This is a genomic window from Pantoea sp. nfd-35 (genome assembly GCF_056892255.1).
Genome location: NZ_CP122403.1, coordinates 3402348 through 3420828, shown reverse-complemented (window position 1 = coordinate 3420828; position 18481 = coordinate 3402348). Strand labels below are relative to the sequence as shown.

Here is an 18481-nt window from a genome sequence, read left to right as displayed (position 1 = left end):
GTTAGTATGGCTGGTGGAGGGATTGGTGGTAAGCTTATGGGAAGAAATAGTAATTCCAATGATGGAACTTACTCAAATACTTCTGTTTCCAAAGTTTTCCCTAATCTGTAAGAGTTAACAAATCCAGCCCAAGTGTAAGTACCCCGGCAAACCGGACCATTCACCTTTAGAGATCTTCCGGCATACCGCCACGCTGAGTCGTGACACGGCGCATGCCAACGACATCATCAGCCCGATCTTTAACAAAGAGAAAGAACAGCAGCGACTGCAGACCGCGCAGATGATTGGCGAGATTGGCAGTCAGGTAGGCGATATTGTCAAAACGCAGGGCGCAATTGAAGCGACGCGTGCTGCAAATAATGACATGAAGCAGGTCAGTCCGGAAAAGCTGCAGCAGGCTAAAAAGGACTGGGAAGAAGCGAATCCGGGTAAGACGCCGACCAGTGAGCAAATCAGCAAACAGGCCTGGCAGAGCTATTACGATAAAGCGCTCAGTGCTTCCCCTTACGCCGTTGGCGGGAGCGTGCAGCGCATTGTCACAGCCGCAACGGCTGCCGTACAGGGACTGGCTTCGGGTGATATCCGCGCCGCCGCTGCCGGTGGCGCAGCCCCCTATATTGCTAACCTGATTGGACATTCAGATTTAGACCCGGCCAGCCGGTTAATGGCGCATGCGGTTGTCAATGCGGCGCTTGCGGCCGCGCAGGACAAAAATATCGCAGCAGGAGCCGCAGGGGCGGTGACAGGCGAGCTGACCGGCATGCTGGCGAGTGAAATCTACGGCAAGAAGCCGTACGAAATGAATGACAGGGAGAAAGAAACCGTCTCGGCGCTGGCAACACTGGCAGCGGGTCTGTCTGGCGGTCTGGTGGGGAGTGGGGCTGCAGATATGGTTGCTGCTGCTCAGGCCGGGAAGGTTACGGTTGAGAATAACTATCTGAGCCAGAAACAGCAGGCGCAGAAAGATAAAGAAATCGCGGAATGTCAGACTGTGGCCTGCAAAGCCGGAGCGCAGGCGAAATGGACAGCGATTGACTTAGGTCAGGATGGCAGCTTTGCGGCGGGTATGGTCGCCGGGGTTCCGGCAGGGCTATATGATGCTGTGGACAGTATCGTGAAAACGGCCAGCAGTCCGGTCGAAACTTACGAAGCACTGAAGACGCTGTTTAACAGCGGTGATGTGCTGGGTAACGTCTCGGATGCGGTGAAGCAGTCTTATATAGATCGCATTGACCGGATGGAAGCAGAGTACCAGAAAGCCGGGGCCAGCGGCTCGTTTAATGCCGGTGTTGAAGGTGGCAAGCTGGTCACCGATATAGCCGGGTTGCTGGCTGGCGGTGCCGGGGTGGTGAAAGGTGGCGCGGTACTGACGGAGAAGGTTGTCGCAAAAACCACTGGTATAGTGGATACAGCATTAAAATCTTCGGTTATTAATAAAATACTGGAAGCAGACCGAATTGGCAGTGGGCTAAAACCAGATCCTACTCATAGAGGTGCAAGTTACCTGAGCCGCGAACAATTGATGGATGGAAAAGTTTTCACTATCAAAGGCGGTGATGGTATAGAAAGGAAATTACTGCAAGCGGAAGGTTCTTTTAATGAGAAGAAAGGTATATTTGAATACATCTATGATAATAAAGGAAACGTCACACACCAAAGATTTATTGAAGGTGGCAGTATTACCGGTGCTCCTAACCAACGATTGCCGAAGGTAAAATGACATGAATTTATATCCAATACCTTTTGATTTTATTGATAAAAATTTTCACCTTTCATGGTGTGATGTAAGGTGGGGTTATGAAAATAACCTCATTACCTCAGACGTACCAATAAAGAAGGCAGAAAAGAATGTATTAACAGGAAGTTATACTAGTCCTGAACTCGAATTGTCATTCGTTATGCCTGATGAAACAAATCACATTGCTCCTTTTCTAAAGGAGTTATGTTCGGAATCTGAGCAGAAAGATGATCCAAAAATCAAAAAAAAGTGGCTATTTATTGTTCTGAGTTGGCTTTGGAATAATCGTAATAGTTTTGACGATCCATTAGCTGAAGTTGAAGTTATTTATGCTGATTTTGATTATCCATATGAAATAGAAAGCTTTATTAAATACATGCCTCCTTCTGATGGATATGATCCATCAACACACTCTCAAATAGAAAATATTAATCATTTAATGAGCGGGTGGGAAAATTATTTAGAAAAAGGATCTTCTGTATTTAAAAGTTAGAGAAATCCCGATCTTTGGTTCGGTGGATGGCAGAGCGCGGCTTCCTTGCCGCGATCTGCCTTCATCAGGTGCGGAGTGCGCGGGGTAAATGGCAGTGCGCCGGGACTGGCCTTATCACTCCTCTGTCAACTGGGTTCTCGGCTTACAGCCATTAAACATAATGCGGGAGATTATACGCACTCTCGCGGTCAGCCTCAGAACACCACATAACCCTTCCCGTGCGCTTGTATGCGTCTAATCTGCATTATGGCGTGCGCCGCCGCGTGTGGCATCGGGCGTGGCCGCCGTCCCTGGCGGCGTCGGCCGCGTCATCGTCGGTAAGCAAACTCCGGAGTAAGTCGGCCTGCGGCCTCCGCTGAAAGCAGTTGATGCCCGCCCGGCGTCGTCTTGTAAGTACCCCGGCAAACCGGACCATTCATCTTTAGAGATCTTCCGGCATACCGCCACGCTGAGTCGTGACACGGCACATGCCAACGACAGCATCAGCCCGATCTTTAACAAAGAGAAAGAACAGCAGCGACTGCAGACCGCGCAGATGATTGGCGAGATTGGCAGTCAGGTGGCGGATATTGCACGTACGCAGGGCGAGATTTGTGCGCTGAAGGAAGCCCAGAAGGTAAAAGGCCCCGCACCTGAAAGCGCCTCTGAAAAAGTACGTAATGCCTACATTGAGAGCCTTAAAGCCACAACTGAGTACAAAAAAGCAATCGCTGACTCCGGCACCGGAAGTTCATTACAGCAGGGGATTCAGGCGGCCACCGCAGCAGTGCAGGGACTGGCAGGCGGAGATTTTAAATCGGCACTGGCTGGCGCATCCGCCCCTTACCTCGCCGAACTGATCCACAAAAATACCACCACAACAGGCCCTGACGGCAAGGAAGTGGTGAATACCGCAGCAAATCTGATGGCGCATGCGGTTGTGGGGGCTGTAATCGCACAGGCGCAGGGCAATAGCGCGCTGTCCGGTGCCAGTGGCGCAGCGCTGGGCGAGTTTATCGCTCAGGAGATGTATCCGGGTATCGCGCGGACGGATTTGAGCGAGGAGCAGAAGCAAACTATCAGCGCACTCGGAACGCTGGCAGCGGGGCTTGCTGGCGGTCTGGCAAATGGCAGTGCGTCAGGAGCCATAGCGGGCGCTCAGGCGGGGAAAAATGCGGTTGAGAATAATGCGCTGGGAGATATTGCGCAGGCGCAGTCTGAAGGCAAGACGGTGGAGCAGAAGGCGGTTGATTACGTTGAGGCTGAAAACGAGCGCTATAAGAAGGCAAACTGCGTCGGAATGAGCGCCGAAGCCTGCTCGGTGAAGATGTACACGGAACGGCGTGAAGCGTTGAAAGATGTGGCGTCAACGGGTGCAGATTTTGTGCCGGTGGTGGGTACGATAAAAAGTGCAGCGGAAGCACAGTCAGCACTGGATTATCTCTACGTGGCCGCTTCCCTGATACCGGGAGAGCGTGTTGCCGCGGGTATGCTGAAAGCGGCAGAGAAAGCGCTTACCAGTGGTGATGTTGCTGAAGCGTCCAAGCTGGTTAACAAAGCCAGCGATGAGATAGCAACGGCTTCACGGCCCAGCCACAGGCAATCAGAAATTGATGTAGGTAAAGATCTTGGCAATGGATGGCGCGAACAAGTCAGCTTCAAAGATGGTAAAGAAGTCCCATATGGGACAAAAGGTGGGGTTCGCCCTGATTGGTGTCAGGGAAATGTTTGTAGTGTTGAAGTGAAAAACTATAATATTACGAATAATCAGAGCGGTCTGATTAGTAATGTGTCTAAGCAAGCGATCCAACGTGCTGAGAATCTACCTGCAGGAATGCAGCAGAGGGTTATTATCGATGTGCGTGGACAAAGTGTGTCATTAGAGCAAGAGAGAGCAATTATTAAAGGAATTGTCCAAAAATCTAATGGTGCTATTGATCCAGCTGCAATTGAATTCAAAAGGTAATTCTTATGAAACACATAGGGTTTTATGGTGGCAGTTCTATAGTTGAACTTGGCTATCCTTCAGATATGATTGAATTTATTTCTATTTTAAATAAAAATGTTCTTGATAAAGAAGATGGGTATTTACTGGAGCAACTTTATCTTAGATATGTTCACCTTAAGGACTTGGATAAAACTCAATCATTAATAAAAAAATTACGAGTCCTTTTACCAAAAGACGTTGAGGAAAGGTTTTTAAAATATTTTGATGGTATTGAGTATTGCATAAAATCTGCGAAAGGGTTTTATGAAGACTGGAATGTTTATAAACCAGTAAAAATAGTTGTGACTGATATGCCAGATTTTATGGGGCATCGAGATCGAGCGGTAGAAGAATATGATGCTTTATCGTCTGGTGATATCCCATTTTGGCTACGTTAAAGTAAGCAATCCCAGCCCGGCTGCTGGGATTTTTTGCCTGTTACCAGGTCAGCCAGCGCTTCGCTTCTGCGGCTTTGTCATGACTTGTGACCTCCACCCTGAAACCTCCCCACCACCCTTTCCCTCAACCACCGATGCCCCAAATCCCGGTGCGATCGCTCATGCCACAGCATCACCAGTTCAAAGCCCGGAATCGCCATCGTGGGCTTCACGGTCATTAATCCTGGCATCATCGCCGCCACTCTCTCCGGCATCAACGCCACCAAATCGCTGGTGCTCAGCACGCTGCCCATCAGCAAAAAGTGGGGCACGGAGAGCACCACTTTCCGGCTCAACCCTCTGGCTTCCAGCACGCTATCCGTCACACCGCGAAAGCCGCCGCCGTCGGGCGATACCACTACATGTTCCAGCGCGCAAAGCGCTTCAGCGGTGATATCAGGATGCAGGGCGGGATGACCCTGACGTCCTGCCACCACATAACGCTCCTCAAATAGCGGGCGGATATGCAGCCCGTCTGGCACGCCGTCACGCAAATGAAGCACCAGATCGACCGTGCCTTTTTCCAGCTGCTGCGCGATCAACGCGGGTTTCATATCCAGAATGGCGAGCCGGGTGCCCGGTGCTTCCTGACGTAATGCTGCCATCAGGGGAACCAGTGCCGTCTGTGCGCCGTAATCCGTGGCCGCTACGCGCCACTCTTGAACGGCGTCGGCAGGGATAAACGGGCCTGGCGCAGCAACCACCTCATCGATCATGCCGCTTAGTTGCTCAAGCGAAAGGCGTAACGCCTCGGCGCGCGCGGTGGGGCGCATGCCATGAGATACCGGAATCAGCAGGGGATCGTTAAACCACTCACGCAGGCGCTCAAGCCGGGCACTGACAGAAGGCTGAGAAAGATTTAGCCGCTGCGCGGTCCGGCTCACGCTGTTTTCCTGTAACAGCACATTTAGAGTCATTAACAGGTTGAGATCGGGTTTCATGGTATCAGTCTTGCCTATAGTGAATATCCATTCATTTACTTTTACTGATAGCACATTCGGATGCAGGCTACATCTCAGATTCCCATCAAAGCAGGTGATTTTATGAATGTGTTAATCGTTGTTGCCCACCCTGAACCCCATTCCCTTAACGGCGCGCTGGCGCGTTTCTCCGTCAGCCACCTGGAGCAGTTGGGTCATCAGGTGCGCGTTTCCGATCTCTATGCCATGAACTGGGAGGCGCGCGTCTCGTCGGCAGACACGCAGCATCGCCAGAATGCAGAACGCTTTGATCCCTCTTTAGAATCCACCCAGGCTTTTGAAGGCGGCTTCCAGAGTGAAGATATTGTGCAGGAACAGGAAAAACTGTTGTGGGCCGATGCGGTGATTTTACAGTTTCCGCTCTGGTGGTTTTCCATGCCGGCAATCATGAAAGGCTGGATCGATCGTGTTTACGCCTGCGGCTTTGCCTATGGCGTGGGGGAGCACTCAGATACGCACTGGGGCGACCGCTATGGCGAAGGAACGCTGGCAGGGAAGCGTGCGATGCTGGTTGTCACGATGGGCGGATGGGAATCCCACTACAGCCCACGCGGCATCAACGGCCATATCGATGACATTCTGTTCCCCATTCAGCATGGCATCTTGTTTTATCCCGGTTTTGACGTGCTGCCGCCTTTTACGCTTTATCGCACCGGCCGCACCGACAGCGCGCGCTTTGCAGCACTGTGTGCAGAGCTGGGCGAGCGTCTGGATAATCTGTTTGTGACCGAACCTGTCGCCTATTATCGGCAAAACGGCGGCGATTACAGGATACCGGATCTTACTTTGCGCGACGATCTGGCGGCAGGCGAGCAGGGGCACCACGTGCATATTCGCAAACCGTAACAAATGAACGGGCCAGATTTCTGTGCATGACGTTCATCTGGCCCACTCGCAACTATTTTAAAATAACCCTTGCATGCATCAGCAGGATATGACCTAATGAATCGTCGGTTTGATTAACAGACACTATCAAAGTAAGTAACCAAAGCAGTTCTCATCTCTAAGCCTGTCGCGAGACATTCCTTCTTTTTGAGTCTTCTCTTACGTTCTGATTAAAATCTGTTCTCAGGCCATTACGCCGGAAGGCTCTATTATTAAGGAATTAAACATGTCTAACAAAATCCGCGGTACCGTTAAATGGTTCAACGCTGAGAAAGGCTTCGGTTTCATCTCTCCTCAGGACGGCAGCAAAGATGTATTCGTACATTTTTCTGCAATTCAGGGCACAGATTTCCGTTCATTAGATGAAGGTCAACAAGTTGAGTTTACAGTAGAAAATGGTGCCAAAGGCCCAGCTGCTGCGAACGTTGTTGGTCTCTAAGGACTGAAAATTACGCGTTTTAAATGTCCTCACTGTAGTGGCTCGCAGTACCGTACATCACATTTCGATGTGACAAGAGCCAACCCGCATGGAGCGAAATGCATTTTTTGCAAAACGGTCGTTGTTCAAATTAACGCGACAAGGATTGCAGCTCAGAGCCAGCCTCAGGCGCTCTGAAAAGGCTAAAGAGTTCTATAGCGTTGTTGCATTTACCGTAATAAAAGGCTGCCACTGGCAGCCTTTTTTGTTTCCCTTCCGACAACGTTCCGCTGCTATTGACTAAACCATCAGGGCAAGCACGCCGCCCCAGAACAGCAGGCAGAAAGCGATCGCTGCAATCCAGCTCAGCTGACGGACACGACCACGAAACAGTGACTTACGGATGACGGGAAGCGTTTCACTATGCATTCTTATATTCTCGAGTGGTGGATATCAAGCCTTACTGGGCAGGGATAAGCTGCCCGTTACGTCTTAGCTCGCGGCTTCCATTGCTTTAAAAATCACGTCAGACAGTTCGTTCAGTTCGAACTTCGCCACATAGCCATCGGCACCGACTTTGCGCACGTGATCTTCGTTTGCGCTGCCAGAAAGCGAGGAGTGGATCACCACAGGAATATGGCGCAGCGTCGTATCACGCTTGATGTTACGTGTCAGCGTAAAGCCGTCCATTTCTGGCATTTCCAGATCGGTTAACACCAGCGCAATCTTGTCGTGAATGGATTCACCCTGGGCCTGAGCCTGCTGATGCATCTCTTTGATTTTTTCCCATGCTTCCAGGCCGGTGTTGCACATGATGGCGGGAATACCCATGCTCTTCAGGCCTTGCTCCAGCAGTTGACGGGCAACTTTAGAATCTTCCGCCACAATCGCCACTGAACCCGGCTTCATTTTGAACTGACGCTCTTTCGGGGCTTCCGGCTCGACGCCGCGCACAGACGGGATGATGTCATACAAAATTTGCTCAACGTCCAGCACCATGGCCAGATTGCTTTTTTGTTCATCGTCATCAAGGCAGGCGATACTGGTGATATTACGGCCACCGATCCCGGCTTCAGCGGTATGCACCTGGCTCCAGTTAAGGCGCACGATGTTTTCGACAGACTCGACGGCAAACGCCTGGGTGTTTCGCGCGTACTCGGTCACCAGCAGCAGGTTAAGCCCCGTTTCTGGAACACAGCCTGCGACAGCCGGTAAATCAATCACCGGAATAAACTGTCCGCGGATACTGGCCATGCCGAGCAACGGCGAGCGCATGCCTGCGGCTTTGGTAATCGGCGGCATCGGTACAATTTCACGCAGTTTAAATACGTTGATACCAAACAGCTCTGATTTACCTTTTAACTGGTCAGAGCCCAGGCGAAACAGCAGCAGCTCAAATTTGTTCGATAACGCGAGATTTGCTCTCTCGTCGATCTCTTTCTGAAAATTATCCATTGTTGCCTCAGCATCAGCGCAGCAGGTGAAAAGGGTTGTGATGAAGTTATCGGCAGCAAGTGCAAAAAGGTGAGAGGGGAAAATCTAACGGCAGCATATTCTTGTGCCAGGCTTAACAGTGACTATTCAACATGGACACCTTCCCTTAAAGGAGTACGAGATGAAAAAAGTATTACTGGCCGCCTTGTTAGCCATGGCAACGTCTGGTGCATATGCAGAGCAAGGTGGTTTTAAGACAGGCGATACGCCGCCGCCGCAGAGCAAACAGGATGCGGGCTATAAAGGATCTGAAGATACCGGGCAAACCCACATCGATCAGATCCGTGACTTCCGCCAGGGCGGTTACGTCACGCTGGAAGGCTATATCGTTAAAAAATTAAAGGGCGATAATTATCAGTTTCGTGACGATACCGGCCATGTGACCCTCATCGCGCCGGAAAAAACGTTCGGTGGTAAAACCTATACCGCTAATGACAAAGTGCGAGTGAGTGGCAAGGTGCAGGGGAAAGGCGACAAAACAACGCTGCACGTGACGCGGATAGATGAGCCATAAAAGCGTGGGCGAGAGTGAGTCTCGCCCTTTTTTTTAATCTTTTAACAGGACTGCGCGGCAGGTCTTGCCTTTAATTTTACCCTGCTTGAGCTTGACCAGTGCGTGCTTAGCCTGGGCCGCTTCTATCGCCACATATGCATGAGTCGCGGTGAGATCGATTTTACCGATTTGGTCAGCCCGGTAACCCGCCTCGCCCGTCAGTGCCCCCAGGATATCGCCGGGGCGGATTTTGGCTTTACGCCCGCCATCAATGCAGAGCGTCATCATGGCGGCCGGTAACGCTTTACTGCTTTTCTTTAACGAACTGGCCGCAACCCAGGGCAGCTTCTGTTGCAGGAAGTCTTCAAGAGCATGAGCGCGTGCCATTTCGTCTGCAGCGACAAAGCTCACCGCTGCGCCCTGTTCGCCAGCGCGCGCGGTGCGGCCAATGCGATGCAGGTGCACTTCCGGATCCCAGGCCAGCTGATAGTTTACCACCAGCGACAGCAACTTGATGTCCAGCCCACGGGCCGCAACATCGGTTGCGACTAATACGCGGCCGCTGCCGTTGGCAAAACGGATCAGCACCCGTTCGCGATCGCGTTGTTCCAGATCGCCATGCAGGGGCAGGGCGCTGATATCGCGTGCATTGAGCGCAGCCGCAATATCATCGCACTCCCGCTTGGTATTACAGAACACCACGCAGGAAGAGGGCTGGCGTTCGCTGAGCAGACTGATCAGCAGAGACAGCTTTTCACCGTGGCTGGCTTCAATAAACTGCTGCTCGATAGCAGGGAGTTCACTCACTTCTTCCGTGACCACGCTCAGCGCCTCACGCTGAAAGCGCTGGCTCAGGGCGGCAATGCCTTCCGGCCAGGTCGCGGAAAACAGCAGCGTCTGACGTGATGCTGGCGTGGCAGCGATAATCGTTTCCATATCGTCGCGGAAGCCCATTTCCAGCATGCGATCGGCTTCGTCCAGTACAAGCGTACGCAGGCTCTCCAGCTTCAGCGTCTCACGCTTAATGTGATCCAGAATACGGCCCGGTGTGCCGACCACGATATGAGGCGCATGCACCAGCGAATCGCGCTGGGCGCTCATAGGCTGGCCGCCACATAAGGTTAAGATTTTAATGTTGCGCGTGAAGCGGGCTAACTGCCGCAGGACGTTACTGACCTGATCGGCCAGTTCCCGGGTCGGGCATAAAATCAGCGCCTGCGTCTGAAAGTGAGCGCTGTCGATATGCTGCAGCAACCCAATGCCAAATGCGGCGGTTTTACCGCTGCCGGTTTTGGCCTGCGCACGCACGTCGCGTCCGTCTAAAATCGCGGGCAGCGTGGCGGCCTGAACCGGCGTCATGCTGGTATAGCCCATTTCGCGCAGGTTATCGAGCTGGCTGTCGGGAAGAGAATTAAGCGAGGAAAAAGCGGTCACGGGTGCGGCCTCTGCGGCTAAAAGTGGGGGGCATCATTGCGTGCGCAAGTCTGTCAGAAAGCGTGCGCAACGGCAACGTTAACCTTATGAATAAATAATATCCATTTCACGCGAGTTTTTTTAAGAATAAACTGAAGATGATGTGCGTTAGGTGGATTATTTTAATGAATGACAGCGGAATACATTCGCCAGGATCGGGTCCGATAACCGTCTGACAACGTTAATAAATTCATAATCTTTTGTTTATAAGAGCGAATATTGAGTTAACCGGTGAAGCCCGTTTTTTTTACAGGGTAAATAGCATTAGTAATGTAAAAGTATTGGCTTCAGCCCCTGTAAAAATCATTGAGTAACTCCTTTATATTGAGCGACATAGATCGATATAACCACTGGCAGAGGGTTTTTTCATTGAATAATATCCCGCAGATCTTGCATGAAGACGTACTAAAAATCGTTGGTCGTGCTGTCCTGACGCTCCATCTTTATGGCGAAACCTTATCGGCAGATAAAGTTGCCTCTATGATCGGATGTTATGCAGAAGACGATCCTGTTGCCCCTGACGGCGCGCCGCTCTATGCGCTGGCGATGGAGTTAATGTCGAAAAAGAGGGAGGCTGGCCGGGCTTAACATCGCTGTGCCTGAGATGTCCGCGCCTCACTTTAGCGCCGTTGCGTAAAGTGAGGCGCATCTGCGTTAAACCTGCTGTCGCACAAACTGCGGTTTACCCCGCGAGAAACTCGCTATCACGGGCGAAATCCGTGCCACCGCTTCCGCCGAACAACTGGCCTCAACCAGCATCATGTTGGCGCTGTCGCCGATGCGCGGCCACTGGCGTTCGCCGCTGGCAGAAAGCGGAAGCACGCCATCAGTCGCAATCGCCAGCGCGCGGCTTAAAGAGAATTCATCCGATCCCCCGTACAGCTGGGCATATAAATTGGCCTTTTCCAGCATGCTGCCGGTGCCAAATGGCGACCAGTGATCGATCACGCTGTCGGTGCCCGTCATGACGTTTACCCCTGCCGCCTGCAACTGCGGCACGGGCATGGTCAGCTTGCCGATGGGCAGCGTAGAGGCAATGCTGAACTGCTGCTCGGCCAGATCGGCAATCATCTTGTCCAGCTCTGCGCCCTGTAGGGTTGCCAGCGCAAAACCATGACTGAGGGTGACCTTACCGCGTAACGAGGGATTATTCTGCACGGTCTTAATCATGTAGCGAATCGCCTGCACGCCAGCAGCAGAGGTTTCATGCAGATGGATATCGACACCGCGCTGGTAGTCGAGCGCAATCTGGAACATGGCATCCAGGGATTTTTCCATCGCGCCATCTACATGGGTGGGATCGAGTCCGCCAACATACTGCACGCCAGATTGCATGGCCTCGCGCATCAGCCCATCAACCTGAGAATGCAGCAATCCATGCTGGGGGAAGGCGACAATCTCACAGGGGAAATCGGGATGGTTTGCCAGCGCGGCCTGCAGATGTTCCAGGCTTTGCAGGCCGCTGACCGGATCGATATTACAATGGCTGCGCGCCCGGGTCGTGCCCATGGCGTTCAGCAGGGCGATAAGCCCTTCGGCTCGGGCCTGAGAGGTGGGCAGCAGCTGTGGAATCAGCACCTGTTCGCGGGCAATCATGTCCATAATCGTTTTGCCTTTACGCGGCCGCGGTGCCTGCCAGGGGCCGCCGTAAAAGGTTTTGTCGAGATGGATGTGCATATCCTGCGTAGACGGCAGCAGCAGCGCACCTTGCGCATCCCAAAACGGCAGTGAACGGTCACCTTGTCCGGCCGGACTGATCTGATGAAATCGACCATCGCGAAGTGTGATGTCGTAGCGCGCCGTTTTCGTCTCAACAATCTCGTCACCGTCACGTCCGAAGCCCTCTTCAAGCACTACATTACGTAAAACGTAGTGATCGGTTTGCGGCAAAGCTTTGCCAGAGGATGCGGGCGGTGCGCTGCGGTTGGCGGCCATACCCGGGGCGGTCATTCCGGCCATGATCATACTGCTGGCGGCGGTCAGGCGAACCCCCTGGCGGAGAAAGCGGCGGCGGCTGGTGGGCAAAGCGGTCTGCATCAGCGACTCCTGCGAAAGTGAGTGAGTCTTTAATCTGACAAACTGCGGCTTTCTCTGCTGGGTTGTTTTCCACTGCCTGCTATTTAAAAAATCACTGCCAGTTCAGACCGGCGAAGTCGGCCAGGGCATCGGCCAACTGGCGCTGCAGCCCATCCTCAGGCTGACGACAAAACAGTGCCAGCTCAAACGTATCAATCACCGGTAAACCCTGTTGGCTATCCAGAACCCGATGCGAAGGTAAGCGACAGCTGGCCGGCAGCAGCGTTATCCCTAAGCCCTGGGCGCTGGCGGCGGAGAGTGCCACCAGGCTGGCACTGCTGTACCCAATTCGCCAGCTGCGACCGAGTAAATCCAGCGTCTGGCAGATCTCCTCCCGGTACAGCCCCAGTTGCGGAAACAACACCAGCGGAACCGGCGACTGCTCGAAGCAGGGATGCGCGGCGCTGTCCAGCCACAGCAGCGGCTCCGGTCGCGAAGCCAGTGGGCGCTCACCGTAAGGCTGCTTGATCAGCATGATATCCAGCTCTTCCCGTTGCCAGGCGCGTCGCAGTTCCACCTGCATTCCGCTCATGACATCCAGCCGCAGGTGCGGATGTTCGCGGCTAAACCGCGCCAGCAGTCCCGCGGTGGGGGCGGCGAAGTCTTCCGGAACGCCAAGGCGCAGGATGCCATCGCGCCACTTATCGCTCAGCACATCGTGGGCTTCACCGTTCAGGGCAATGATCCGGCGGGCATAGCCCAGCAGTTTTTCGCCTTCTTCCGTGATCTGCACCTGGTGGGACGAGCGTGCCAGCAGCGTTTTACCGACCATCTCTTCCAGCCGCCGCACCTGTTGGCTGACCGTCGATTGGGACAGGTGCACCCGTTCGGCGGCGCGGGTAAAGCTGGTGGTTTCGCATACGGCAACAAAGCTCAACAGCTGTTGGGGCGTAAACATGGGCTGGCGATTCATTTTTCCACTGTCTGTCATCCTGTTATTTCATTTCCAAATAGTAATCGCTGCTGTCAGGCTGACAACGTTTAATTCCAGGATCCCCTATGAAAAAAGACCCTTTTTTGATGATTGCCGCCCTGATACTGGCCGGACTGAACATGCGGCCACTGATGACATCCGTTAGTCCACTGCTGGAGCAGCTACGGGAAAGTATTGGATTATCTTCGCTGGCGGCCTCACTTCTGCCCGCGATTCCCATGATGATGATGGGGGCAATAGCCTTAGTGAGCGCGCCGCTGCTGCAACGTATCCCGCTGCGTAGGCTGCTGTGTAGCGGGCTGGCGCTGTTAGTACTGGCGCTGGCCAGCCGGTTTTTTATCGCGCAAGGCGCCTGGCTGGTGTGGAGCACGGTTCCTGGCGGTATCGGCATCGGGATTGTACAAATGGCCATGCCGGGGTTGATCCGTCAGCGCTTTACGCAGCGCAGCGCCATGATCACCGGGCTTTGGGCGGCGGCGCTAATGGGCGGCGGTGGGCTGGGCGCGGCGATGACGCCGTGGATCAGTGCGCACCTGGGCTGGCAGGGTGCGCTCAGCAGCTGGAGTGTGCCTGCGCTGCTGGCCGTCATGCTGTGGTGGAGGATTCCTACGGTGTCCCCGTCCCGGCAGACATCAGCCGTTATGCCCTCGGTCTGGCGCAATACGCGCGCATGGATGCTGGCGCTGAGCTTTGGGTTAGTAAACGGCGGCTACGCCATCTGTGTGGCCTGGCTGCCGGATTTTTATCATCAACAGGGCTGGAGCGCGCAGGCGGGCGGCGGCCTGCTGGGCGTGATGATTGCCTGTCAGGTTGCCGGTGCCCTGGTGTTTCCCCTGCTGGTGCGGGGGGCGGACAGGCGACCGCTGCTTCTGCTGACGCTGGCACTCCAGCTCTGCGGATTAACAGGCCTGCTGGTGGCACCGCTCTACCCAGCCTGGCTGTGGGCAGGGATAGCAGGCGTTGGCCTGGGCGGCGCATTTCCCCTTGCCCTGGTGCTGGCGCTGGACCACCTGGCGCATCCTCAGGCCGGGGCGCGTCTGGTGGCATTCATGCAGGGCGTCGGCTTTATTATCGCGGGCAGTATGCCGTTTCTTGCCGGGCAATTGCATGAACTTACGGGCCACTTTTCCTCTATCTGGCTGTTGCAGGGGAGCGTAACGGTCATGCTGATCGGCCTGAACCTGCGTTTTCATCCTGAAAGCTACAAACAGGCCTTTCCTGAACGATAATTGGTCCTACCAAACCAGCAAAACGTTTTCAGCGGCTCACATAACGTTAAAAATAGTGCAGTAACTGTTGCCTAGAGTTAACAGCGGGTTAAGTATCTGTAGCAAGCAAGCGCTGATTGCCAAATTGGTAGGACCAATCGGCGCGGCTGAAGTGACAGATGCGCCACCTGGTTTGCCGATCGCGCATCGCTTTCATCCTCTTATGGAGATCATGGCATGCAGATCTGGCAGCAAAATTACGATCCGCTCAACAATATCTGGCTCTCCAGCCTGATTGCTTTGCTTCCTGTTCTGTTTTTCTTCTTTGCGTTAATCAGGTTAAAGATGAAAGGCTATCAGGCCGCCACGCTCACGGTCGTCCTTGCGCTGCTGGTCGCGCTGTTGCTGTATCGGATGCCGCTACAGCAGGCGCTGGCGTCAGCAGTTTACGGTTTTATGTACGGCCTGTGGCCCATCGCCTGGATCATCGTGGCGGCGGTTTTTGTTTATAAGATCTCGGTTAAGACAGGTCAGTTCGACATCATCCGCGCTTCCATCTTATCGATCACGCCCGATCAGCGCTTACAGATGTTGATTGTGGGGTTCTCTTTTGGCGCCTTTTTAGAAGGTGCGGCAGGTTTCGGCGCGCCGGTCGCCATCACGGCCGCGCTGCTGGTGGGGCTCGGTTTTAATCCGCTCTATGCCGCAGGCTTGTGCCTGATCGTCAATACTGCGCCCGTGGCGTTTGGCGCGATGGGGATCCCGATAATTGTGGCGGGCCAGGTGACCGGGCTGGACAGCTTTGCCATCGGTCAGATGGCAGGCCGTCAGCTTCCGTTACTGACGATCGTCGTGCTGTTCTGGATCATGGCGATTATGGATGGCTGGCGCGGTGTCAAAGAAACCTGGCCCGCCGTGATTGTGGCGGGGGGATCGTTCGCGATAGCCCAGTTCCTCAGCTCCAACTTTCTGGGGCCGGAGCTGCCCGATATTATCTCCTCGCTCGCCTCACTCATTTCGCTGACGCTGTTTTTGCGCGTCTGGCAGCCGGTGCGCATCTTTCGCTTCAGCGAAACAGAAAGCCCGCACGCGGGCCAGCCTGTGAACCGGCAAAAATACACGACAGGGCAGGTGGTGCGCGCCTGGATGCCGTTCCTGTTTCTGACGGCAACCGTCACGTTATGGAGCATTCCACCTTTTAAAGCGCTGTTCGCAAAAGGCGGGGCCTTAGCGGAATCGGTGCTCAGCCTCCCTGTGCCCGGCCTTGATGGCTGGGTAACCAGAATGCCGCCGGTGGTCGCGCAGCCCAGTAGCTGGCCGGCCATTTTTAAACTCGACCTGCTCTCGGCAACCGGTACGGCTATTCTGGTTGCCGCCCTCGTGGCTATCATCTTCCTGAAGATGAAGCCCCGGACTGCAGTAGTGACCTTTGCAGAAACCCTGAAAGAGCTCATGTTGCCCATCTACTCCATCGGGATGGTGTTGGCGTTTGCTTTTATCTCTAACTACTCCGGCCTCTCTGCCACGCTGGCGCTGGCATTGGCCCACACCGGCCATGCGTTTACCTTCTTCTCGCCTTTCCTGGGCTGGCTCGGCGTGTTTCTGACCGGCTCGGATACGTCATCGAATGCCCTGTTTGCCGCCTTGCAGGCGACGACCGCGCAGCAGATCGGCGTTTCCGATATCCTGCTGGTGGCGGCAAATACCACCGGGGGCGTGACCGGTAAGATGATCTCGCCGCAGTCGATAGCCATTGCCTGTGCCGCCGTCGGGCTGGTAGGCAGGGAGTCGGATCTGTTCCGTTTTACCGTCAAGCACAGCCTGATATTTACCTGCCTGGTGGGCATCATTACCACGCTTCAGGCTTACGTTTTTCCCTGGATGATCCCATGACACCAAACTTACTGCCGTCCGCCGATCCGCTGCGGGTTCGGCTCCAACAGTATATTCGCGACCATCAGCTTGAGCCCGGCATGCGTTTGCCTGCCGAGCGCCAGTTGGCTGCGGCGCTTGGCGTCTCACGCTCGTCGCTGCGCGAAGCTATTCAGCAGCTTATCAGCAGCGGAATATTGACGAGCCGACGCGGCGACGGCACCTGGCTGCGTCAGCCCCAGGAGCCCTGGTCTGAACAGCGCATTGTTGAGCCGATTCGTCAGCTGTTGGCCAACGATCCGGATTACCGCTATGACATTCTGGAAGCGCGCCACGCGATTGAAGCCAGCACCGCATGGCATGCGGCACTTCGGGCAACAGAGTCAGATAAGGAACGACTGCAGTACGCTTTTGACGCCACGCTGGCGTTGAAGGAGAGCGACGATCCCCATCTGGCCGGTCAGGCCGATCTGCGCTTTCACCTCGCTATCGCGGAAGCCTCGCATAACGTGGTACTGCTACAAACCATGCGCGGATTTTTTGATTTGCTGCAGTCCTCGATGTTGCACAGCCGCAGGTTGATGTACACCAGCCCGACGATTTTCGACCGCCTCACCGTTCAGCACAGGGCAATGCTTGACGCCATTTTACTGGGTGATGCCGAGGCCGCCCGCTTAGCGGCGATGGATCATCTTGGTTTTGTTCATACCACGATGAAAACGCTTGATGAAGATGAAGCCAGACAGGCGCGTATTACGCGTTTACCAGGCCATCACCTGGACAACCACAAGGAGACACGCTGATGATCATTTCTGCCGCCAGTGACTACCGCGCCGCTGCACAACGTATTTTGCCGCCTTTCCTGTTTCACTATCTGGATGGTGGGGCTTATGCGGAGCACACACTCCAGCGCAACGTCGCCGATCTCTCGGAGGTGGCGCTGCGCCAGCGCATCCTGCGCAACATGTCCGAACTCAGTCTCGAAACCACCCTGTTTAATGAAACGCTGTCCATGCCCGTGGCGCTGGCACCGGTCGGGCTGTGCGGCATGTACGCCCGACGGGGCGAAGTGCAGGCTGCTCGCGCCGCCGCAGGCAAAGGCATTCCTTTCACGCTGTCCACCGTCTCTGTGTGCCCTATTGAAGAGGTGGCGCCGCAGATCAATCGCCCCATGTGGTTCCAGCTCTATGTGCTGCGGGACAGAGGCTTCATGCGCAACGCGCTGGAGCGGGCCAAAGCGGCAGGCTGCTCTACGCTGGTGTTTACCGTGGACATGCCGACGCCGGGCGCGCGTTATCGCGATGCGCATTCGGGCATGAGCGGTGAAAATGCCGCACTGCGGCGATACTGGCAGGCCATCACCCATCCAAAGTGGGCACTGGATGTAGGATTGCAGGGCAGGCCGCACGATCTGGGGAATATCTCCACCTATCTCGGCAAGCCTACCGGCCTGGAGGACTATATTGGCTGGCTGGCGAAGAACTTTGATCCTTCCATTTCCTGGCAGGATCTGGAGTGGATTCGTGATTTCTGGGATGGCCCGATGGTGATCAAAGGCATTCTGGATCCTGAGGACGCCCGTGACGCGGTGCGCTTTGGGGCTGACGGTATCGTGGTTTCTAACCATGGCGGACGCCAGCTGGACGGCGTGCTGTCCTCGGCCCGTGCCTTACCTGCGATTGCGGATGCGGTCAAAGGCGATATCACGATTCTTGCCGACAGCGGCATTCGAAACGGGCTGGATGTGGTGCGTATGATTGCGTTGGGCGCAGACAGCGTCCTGCTGGGGCGCGCCTTTATCTATGCGCTGGCGACACAGGGACAGCGCGGCGTTGAGCATTTACTGACGCTGATTGAAAAAGAGATGAAAGTCGCGATGACCTTAACCGGCGCGAAGCGCATTGCCGATATCACCCAGGCTTCGCTGGTGCAGGCAAATGCGCTCCTGCAGGAAGCCAATCTGCGTCCGGCATAGTCGCCCGCTGCGAAATCAGATGCGTTGTCTATACTTACC

General features: G+C 54.5%; 19 protein-coding genes. 13 read left to right on the top strand and 6 right to left on the bottom strand.

The features are described from left to right. The first annotated feature begins 280 nt into the window (after positions 1-280). The 4 genes from P9J57_RS16020 (at position 281) to P9J57_RS16005 (ending at position 4595) form a co-directional block, all read left to right on the top strand. Complete coding sequence (locus P9J57_RS16020; RefSeq protein ID WP_014593029.1) at positions 281-1720, top strand: VENN motif pre-toxin domain-containing protein; 1440 nt, start codon at positions 281-283, stop codon at positions 1718-1720. Position 1721: 1 nt separating this feature from the next. Then, positions 1722-2231 carry a DUF2247 family protein gene (locus P9J57_RS16015; protein ID WP_014593030.1) on the top strand — a complete coding sequence of 170 codons (510 nt, stop codon included), beginning with the start codon at positions 1722-1724 and terminating at the stop codon, positions 2229-2231. Positions 2232-2766: 535 nt separating this feature from the next. Next, positions 2767-4176 (top strand): VENN motif pre-toxin domain-containing protein, encoded by a 1410-nt coding sequence (locus P9J57_RS16010; RefSeq protein ID WP_155676317.1) that lies wholly within the window; start codon positions 2767-2769, stop codon positions 4174-4176. Between the two features lie 5 nt (positions 4177-4181). After that, on the top strand, positions 4182-4595 hold the full coding sequence (locus tag P9J57_RS16005; protein ID WP_028714867.1) for a hypothetical protein: 414 nt from the start codon (positions 4182-4184) through the stop codon (positions 4593-4595). 77 nt (positions 4596-4672) lie between these two features. Here the strand turns inward: P9J57_RS16005 and P9J57_RS16000 are convergent, their stop codons facing one another. Next, complete coding sequence (locus P9J57_RS16000; RefSeq protein ID WP_104933201.1) at positions 4673-5575, bottom strand: LysR family transcriptional regulator; 903 nt, start codon at positions 5573-5575, stop codon at positions 4673-4675. 102 nt (positions 5576-5677) lie between these two features. Between P9J57_RS16000 and P9J57_RS15995 the strand changes: the two genes are divergently transcribed. The 3 genes from P9J57_RS15995 (at position 5678) to ymcF (ending at position 7115) form a co-directional block, all read left to right on the top strand. Then, positions 5678-6460 carry an NAD(P)H-dependent oxidoreductase gene (locus P9J57_RS15995; RefSeq protein WP_483279290.1) on the top strand — a complete coding sequence of 261 codons (783 nt, stop codon included), beginning with the start codon at positions 5678-5680 and terminating at the stop codon, positions 6458-6460. A 265-nt stretch (positions 6461-6725) separates the two neighbouring features. Then, positions 6726-6938: a transcription antiterminator/RNA stability regulator CspE gene (gene cspE, locus P9J57_RS15990; RefSeq protein WP_009091867.1), complete on the top strand. Its 213-nt coding sequence runs from the start codon at positions 6726-6728 to the stop codon at positions 6936-6938. Positions 6939-6941: 3 nt separating this feature from the next. Further along, complete coding sequence (gene ymcF / locus P9J57_RS15985) at positions 6942-7115, top strand: cold shock small protein YmcF (protein ID WP_085980249.1); 174 nt, start codon at positions 6942-6944, stop codon at positions 7113-7115. Between the two features lie 102 nt (positions 7116-7217). Here ymcF and P9J57_RS15980 read toward each other — a convergent pair whose 3' ends face one another. Together P9J57_RS15980 and P9J57_RS15975 are read right to left on the bottom strand one after the other, a co-directional pair. Beyond that, positions 7218-7346: a hypothetical protein gene (locus P9J57_RS15980; protein WP_019106665.1), complete on the bottom strand. Its 129-nt coding sequence runs from the start codon at positions 7344-7346 to the stop codon at positions 7218-7220. A gap of 63 nt (positions 7347-7409) precedes the next feature. Then, the gene (locus P9J57_RS15975) at positions 7410-8372 is read right to left on the bottom strand and encodes a chemotaxis protein (protein WP_013024807.1); all 963 of its coding nucleotides are present in this window, start codon (positions 8370-8372) and stop codon (positions 7410-7412) included. A 160-nt stretch (positions 8373-8532) separates the two neighbouring features. On the opposite strand from P9J57_RS15975, the gene P9J57_RS15970 reads away from it, so the two are divergent. Continuing rightward, positions 8533-8925: a YgiW/YdeI family stress tolerance OB fold protein gene (locus P9J57_RS15970; protein ID WP_015700873.1), complete on the top strand. Its 393-nt coding sequence runs from the start codon at positions 8533-8535 to the stop codon at positions 8923-8925. A gap of 33 nt (positions 8926-8958) precedes the next feature. On the opposite strand, the gene dbpA is transcribed toward P9J57_RS15970, so the two are convergent. Beyond that, the gene (gene dbpA, locus P9J57_RS15965) at positions 8959-10338 is read right to left on the bottom strand and encodes an ATP-dependent RNA helicase DbpA (RefSeq protein WP_013024809.1); all 1380 of its coding nucleotides are present in this window, start codon (positions 10336-10338) and stop codon (positions 8959-8961) included. 408 nt (positions 10339-10746) lie between these two features. On the opposite strand from dbpA, the gene P9J57_RS15960 reads away from it, so the two are divergent. Then, the gene (locus tag P9J57_RS15960; RefSeq protein WP_014606481.1) at positions 10747-10965 is read left to right on the top strand and encodes a hypothetical protein; all 219 of its coding nucleotides are present in this window, start codon (positions 10747-10749) and stop codon (positions 10963-10965) included. 66 nt (positions 10966-11031) lie between these two features. Here P9J57_RS15960 and P9J57_RS15955 read toward each other — a convergent pair whose 3' ends face one another. Together P9J57_RS15955 and P9J57_RS15950 are read right to left on the bottom strand one after the other, a co-directional pair. Beyond that, the gene (locus P9J57_RS15955; protein ID WP_014593035.1) at positions 11032-12414 is read right to left on the bottom strand and encodes an amidohydrolase; all 1383 of its coding nucleotides are present in this window, start codon (positions 12412-12414) and stop codon (positions 11032-11034) included. A gap of 91 nt (positions 12415-12505) precedes the next feature. After that, positions 12506-13366 carry a LysR family transcriptional regulator gene (locus P9J57_RS15950; protein ID WP_089517551.1) on the bottom strand — a complete coding sequence of 287 codons (861 nt, stop codon included), beginning with the start codon at positions 13364-13366 and terminating at the stop codon, positions 12506-12508. Positions 13367-13452: 86 nt separating this feature from the next. Between P9J57_RS15950 and P9J57_RS15945 the strand changes: the two genes are divergently transcribed. The 4 genes from P9J57_RS15945 (at position 13453) to lldD (ending at position 18442) form a co-directional block, all read left to right on the top strand. Continuing rightward, a complete protein-coding gene (locus tag P9J57_RS15945; RefSeq protein WP_238493131.1) occupies positions 13453-14616 on the top strand; it encodes a cyanate transporter in 1164 nt (387 codons plus the stop codon). Between the two features lie 216 nt (positions 14617-14832). Continuing rightward, positions 14833-16488 (top strand): L-lactate permease, encoded by a 1656-nt coding sequence (lldP, locus tag P9J57_RS15940; protein ID WP_013024814.1) that lies wholly within the window; start codon positions 14833-14835, stop codon positions 16486-16488. Continuing rightward, positions 16485-17270, top strand: a complete 786-nt coding sequence (lldR, locus tag P9J57_RS15935; protein ID WP_022622684.1) for a transcriptional regulator LldR — start codon at positions 16485-16487, stop codon at positions 17268-17270. The genes lldP and lldR overlap by 4 nt, the downstream gene beginning before the upstream one ends. After that, positions 17270-18442: an FMN-dependent L-lactate dehydrogenase LldD gene (gene lldD / locus P9J57_RS15930; protein WP_013024816.1), complete on the top strand. Its 1173-nt coding sequence runs from the start codon at positions 17270-17272 to the stop codon at positions 18440-18442. Before lldR ends, lldD begins: the two co-directional genes overlap by 1 nt. The last annotated feature ends 39 nt before the right edge of the window (positions 18443-18481 follow it).

Coding starts and splice junctions, on each gene's coding strand:
- P9J57_RS16020 (WP_014593029.1), top strand. CDS start 281: ATGATTGGCGAGATTGGCAGTCAGGTAGGCGATATTGTCAAAACGCAG.
- P9J57_RS16015 (WP_014593030.1), top strand. CDS start 1,722: ATGAATTTATATCCAATACCTTTTGATTTTATTGATAAAAATTTTCAC.
- P9J57_RS16010 (WP_155676317.1), top strand. CDS start 2,767: ATGATTGGCGAGATTGGCAGTCAGGTGGCGGATATTGCACGTACGCAG.
- P9J57_RS16005 (WP_028714867.1), top strand. CDS start 4,182: ATGAAACACATAGGGTTTTATGGTGGCAGTTCTATAGTTGAACTTGGC.
- P9J57_RS16000 (WP_104933201.1), bottom strand. CDS start 5,575: ATGAAACCCGATCTCAACCTGTTAATGACTCTAAATGTGCTGTTACAG.
- P9J57_RS15995 (WP_483279290.1), top strand. CDS start 5,678: ATGAATGTGTTAATCGTTGTTGCCCACCCTGAACCCCATTCCCTTAAC.
- cspE (WP_009091867.1), top strand. CDS start 6,726: ATGTCTAACAAAATCCGCGGTACCGTTAAATGGTTCAACGCTGAGAAA.
- P9J57_RS15980 (WP_019106665.1), bottom strand. CDS start 7,346: ATGCATAGTGAAACGCTTCCCGTCATCCGTAAGTCACTGTTTCGTGGT.
- P9J57_RS15975 (WP_013024807.1), bottom strand. CDS start 8,372: ATGGATAATTTTCAGAAAGAGATCGACGAGAGAGCAAATCTCGCGTTA.
- P9J57_RS15970 (WP_015700873.1), top strand. CDS start 8,533: ATGAAAAAAGTATTACTGGCCGCCTTGTTAGCCATGGCAACGTCTGGT.
- P9J57_RS15955 (WP_014593035.1), bottom strand. CDS start 12,414: ATGCAGACCGCTTTGCCCACCAGCCGCCGCCGCTTTCTCCGCCAGGGG.
- P9J57_RS15950 (WP_089517551.1), bottom strand. CDS start 13,366: ATGAATCGCCAGCCCATGTTTACGCCCCAACAGCTGTTGAGCTTTGTT.
- P9J57_RS15945 (WP_238493131.1), top strand. CDS start 13,453: ATGAAAAAAGACCCTTTTTTGATGATTGCCGCCCTGATACTGGCCGGA.
- lldP (WP_013024814.1), top strand. CDS start 14,833: ATGCAGATCTGGCAGCAAAATTACGATCCGCTCAACAATATCTGGCTC.
- lldR (WP_022622684.1), top strand. CDS start 16,485: ATGACACCAAACTTACTGCCGTCCGCCGATCCGCTGCGGGTTCGGCTC.
- lldD (WP_013024816.1), top strand. CDS start 17,270: ATGATCATTTCTGCCGCCAGTGACTACCGCGCCGCTGCACAACGTATT.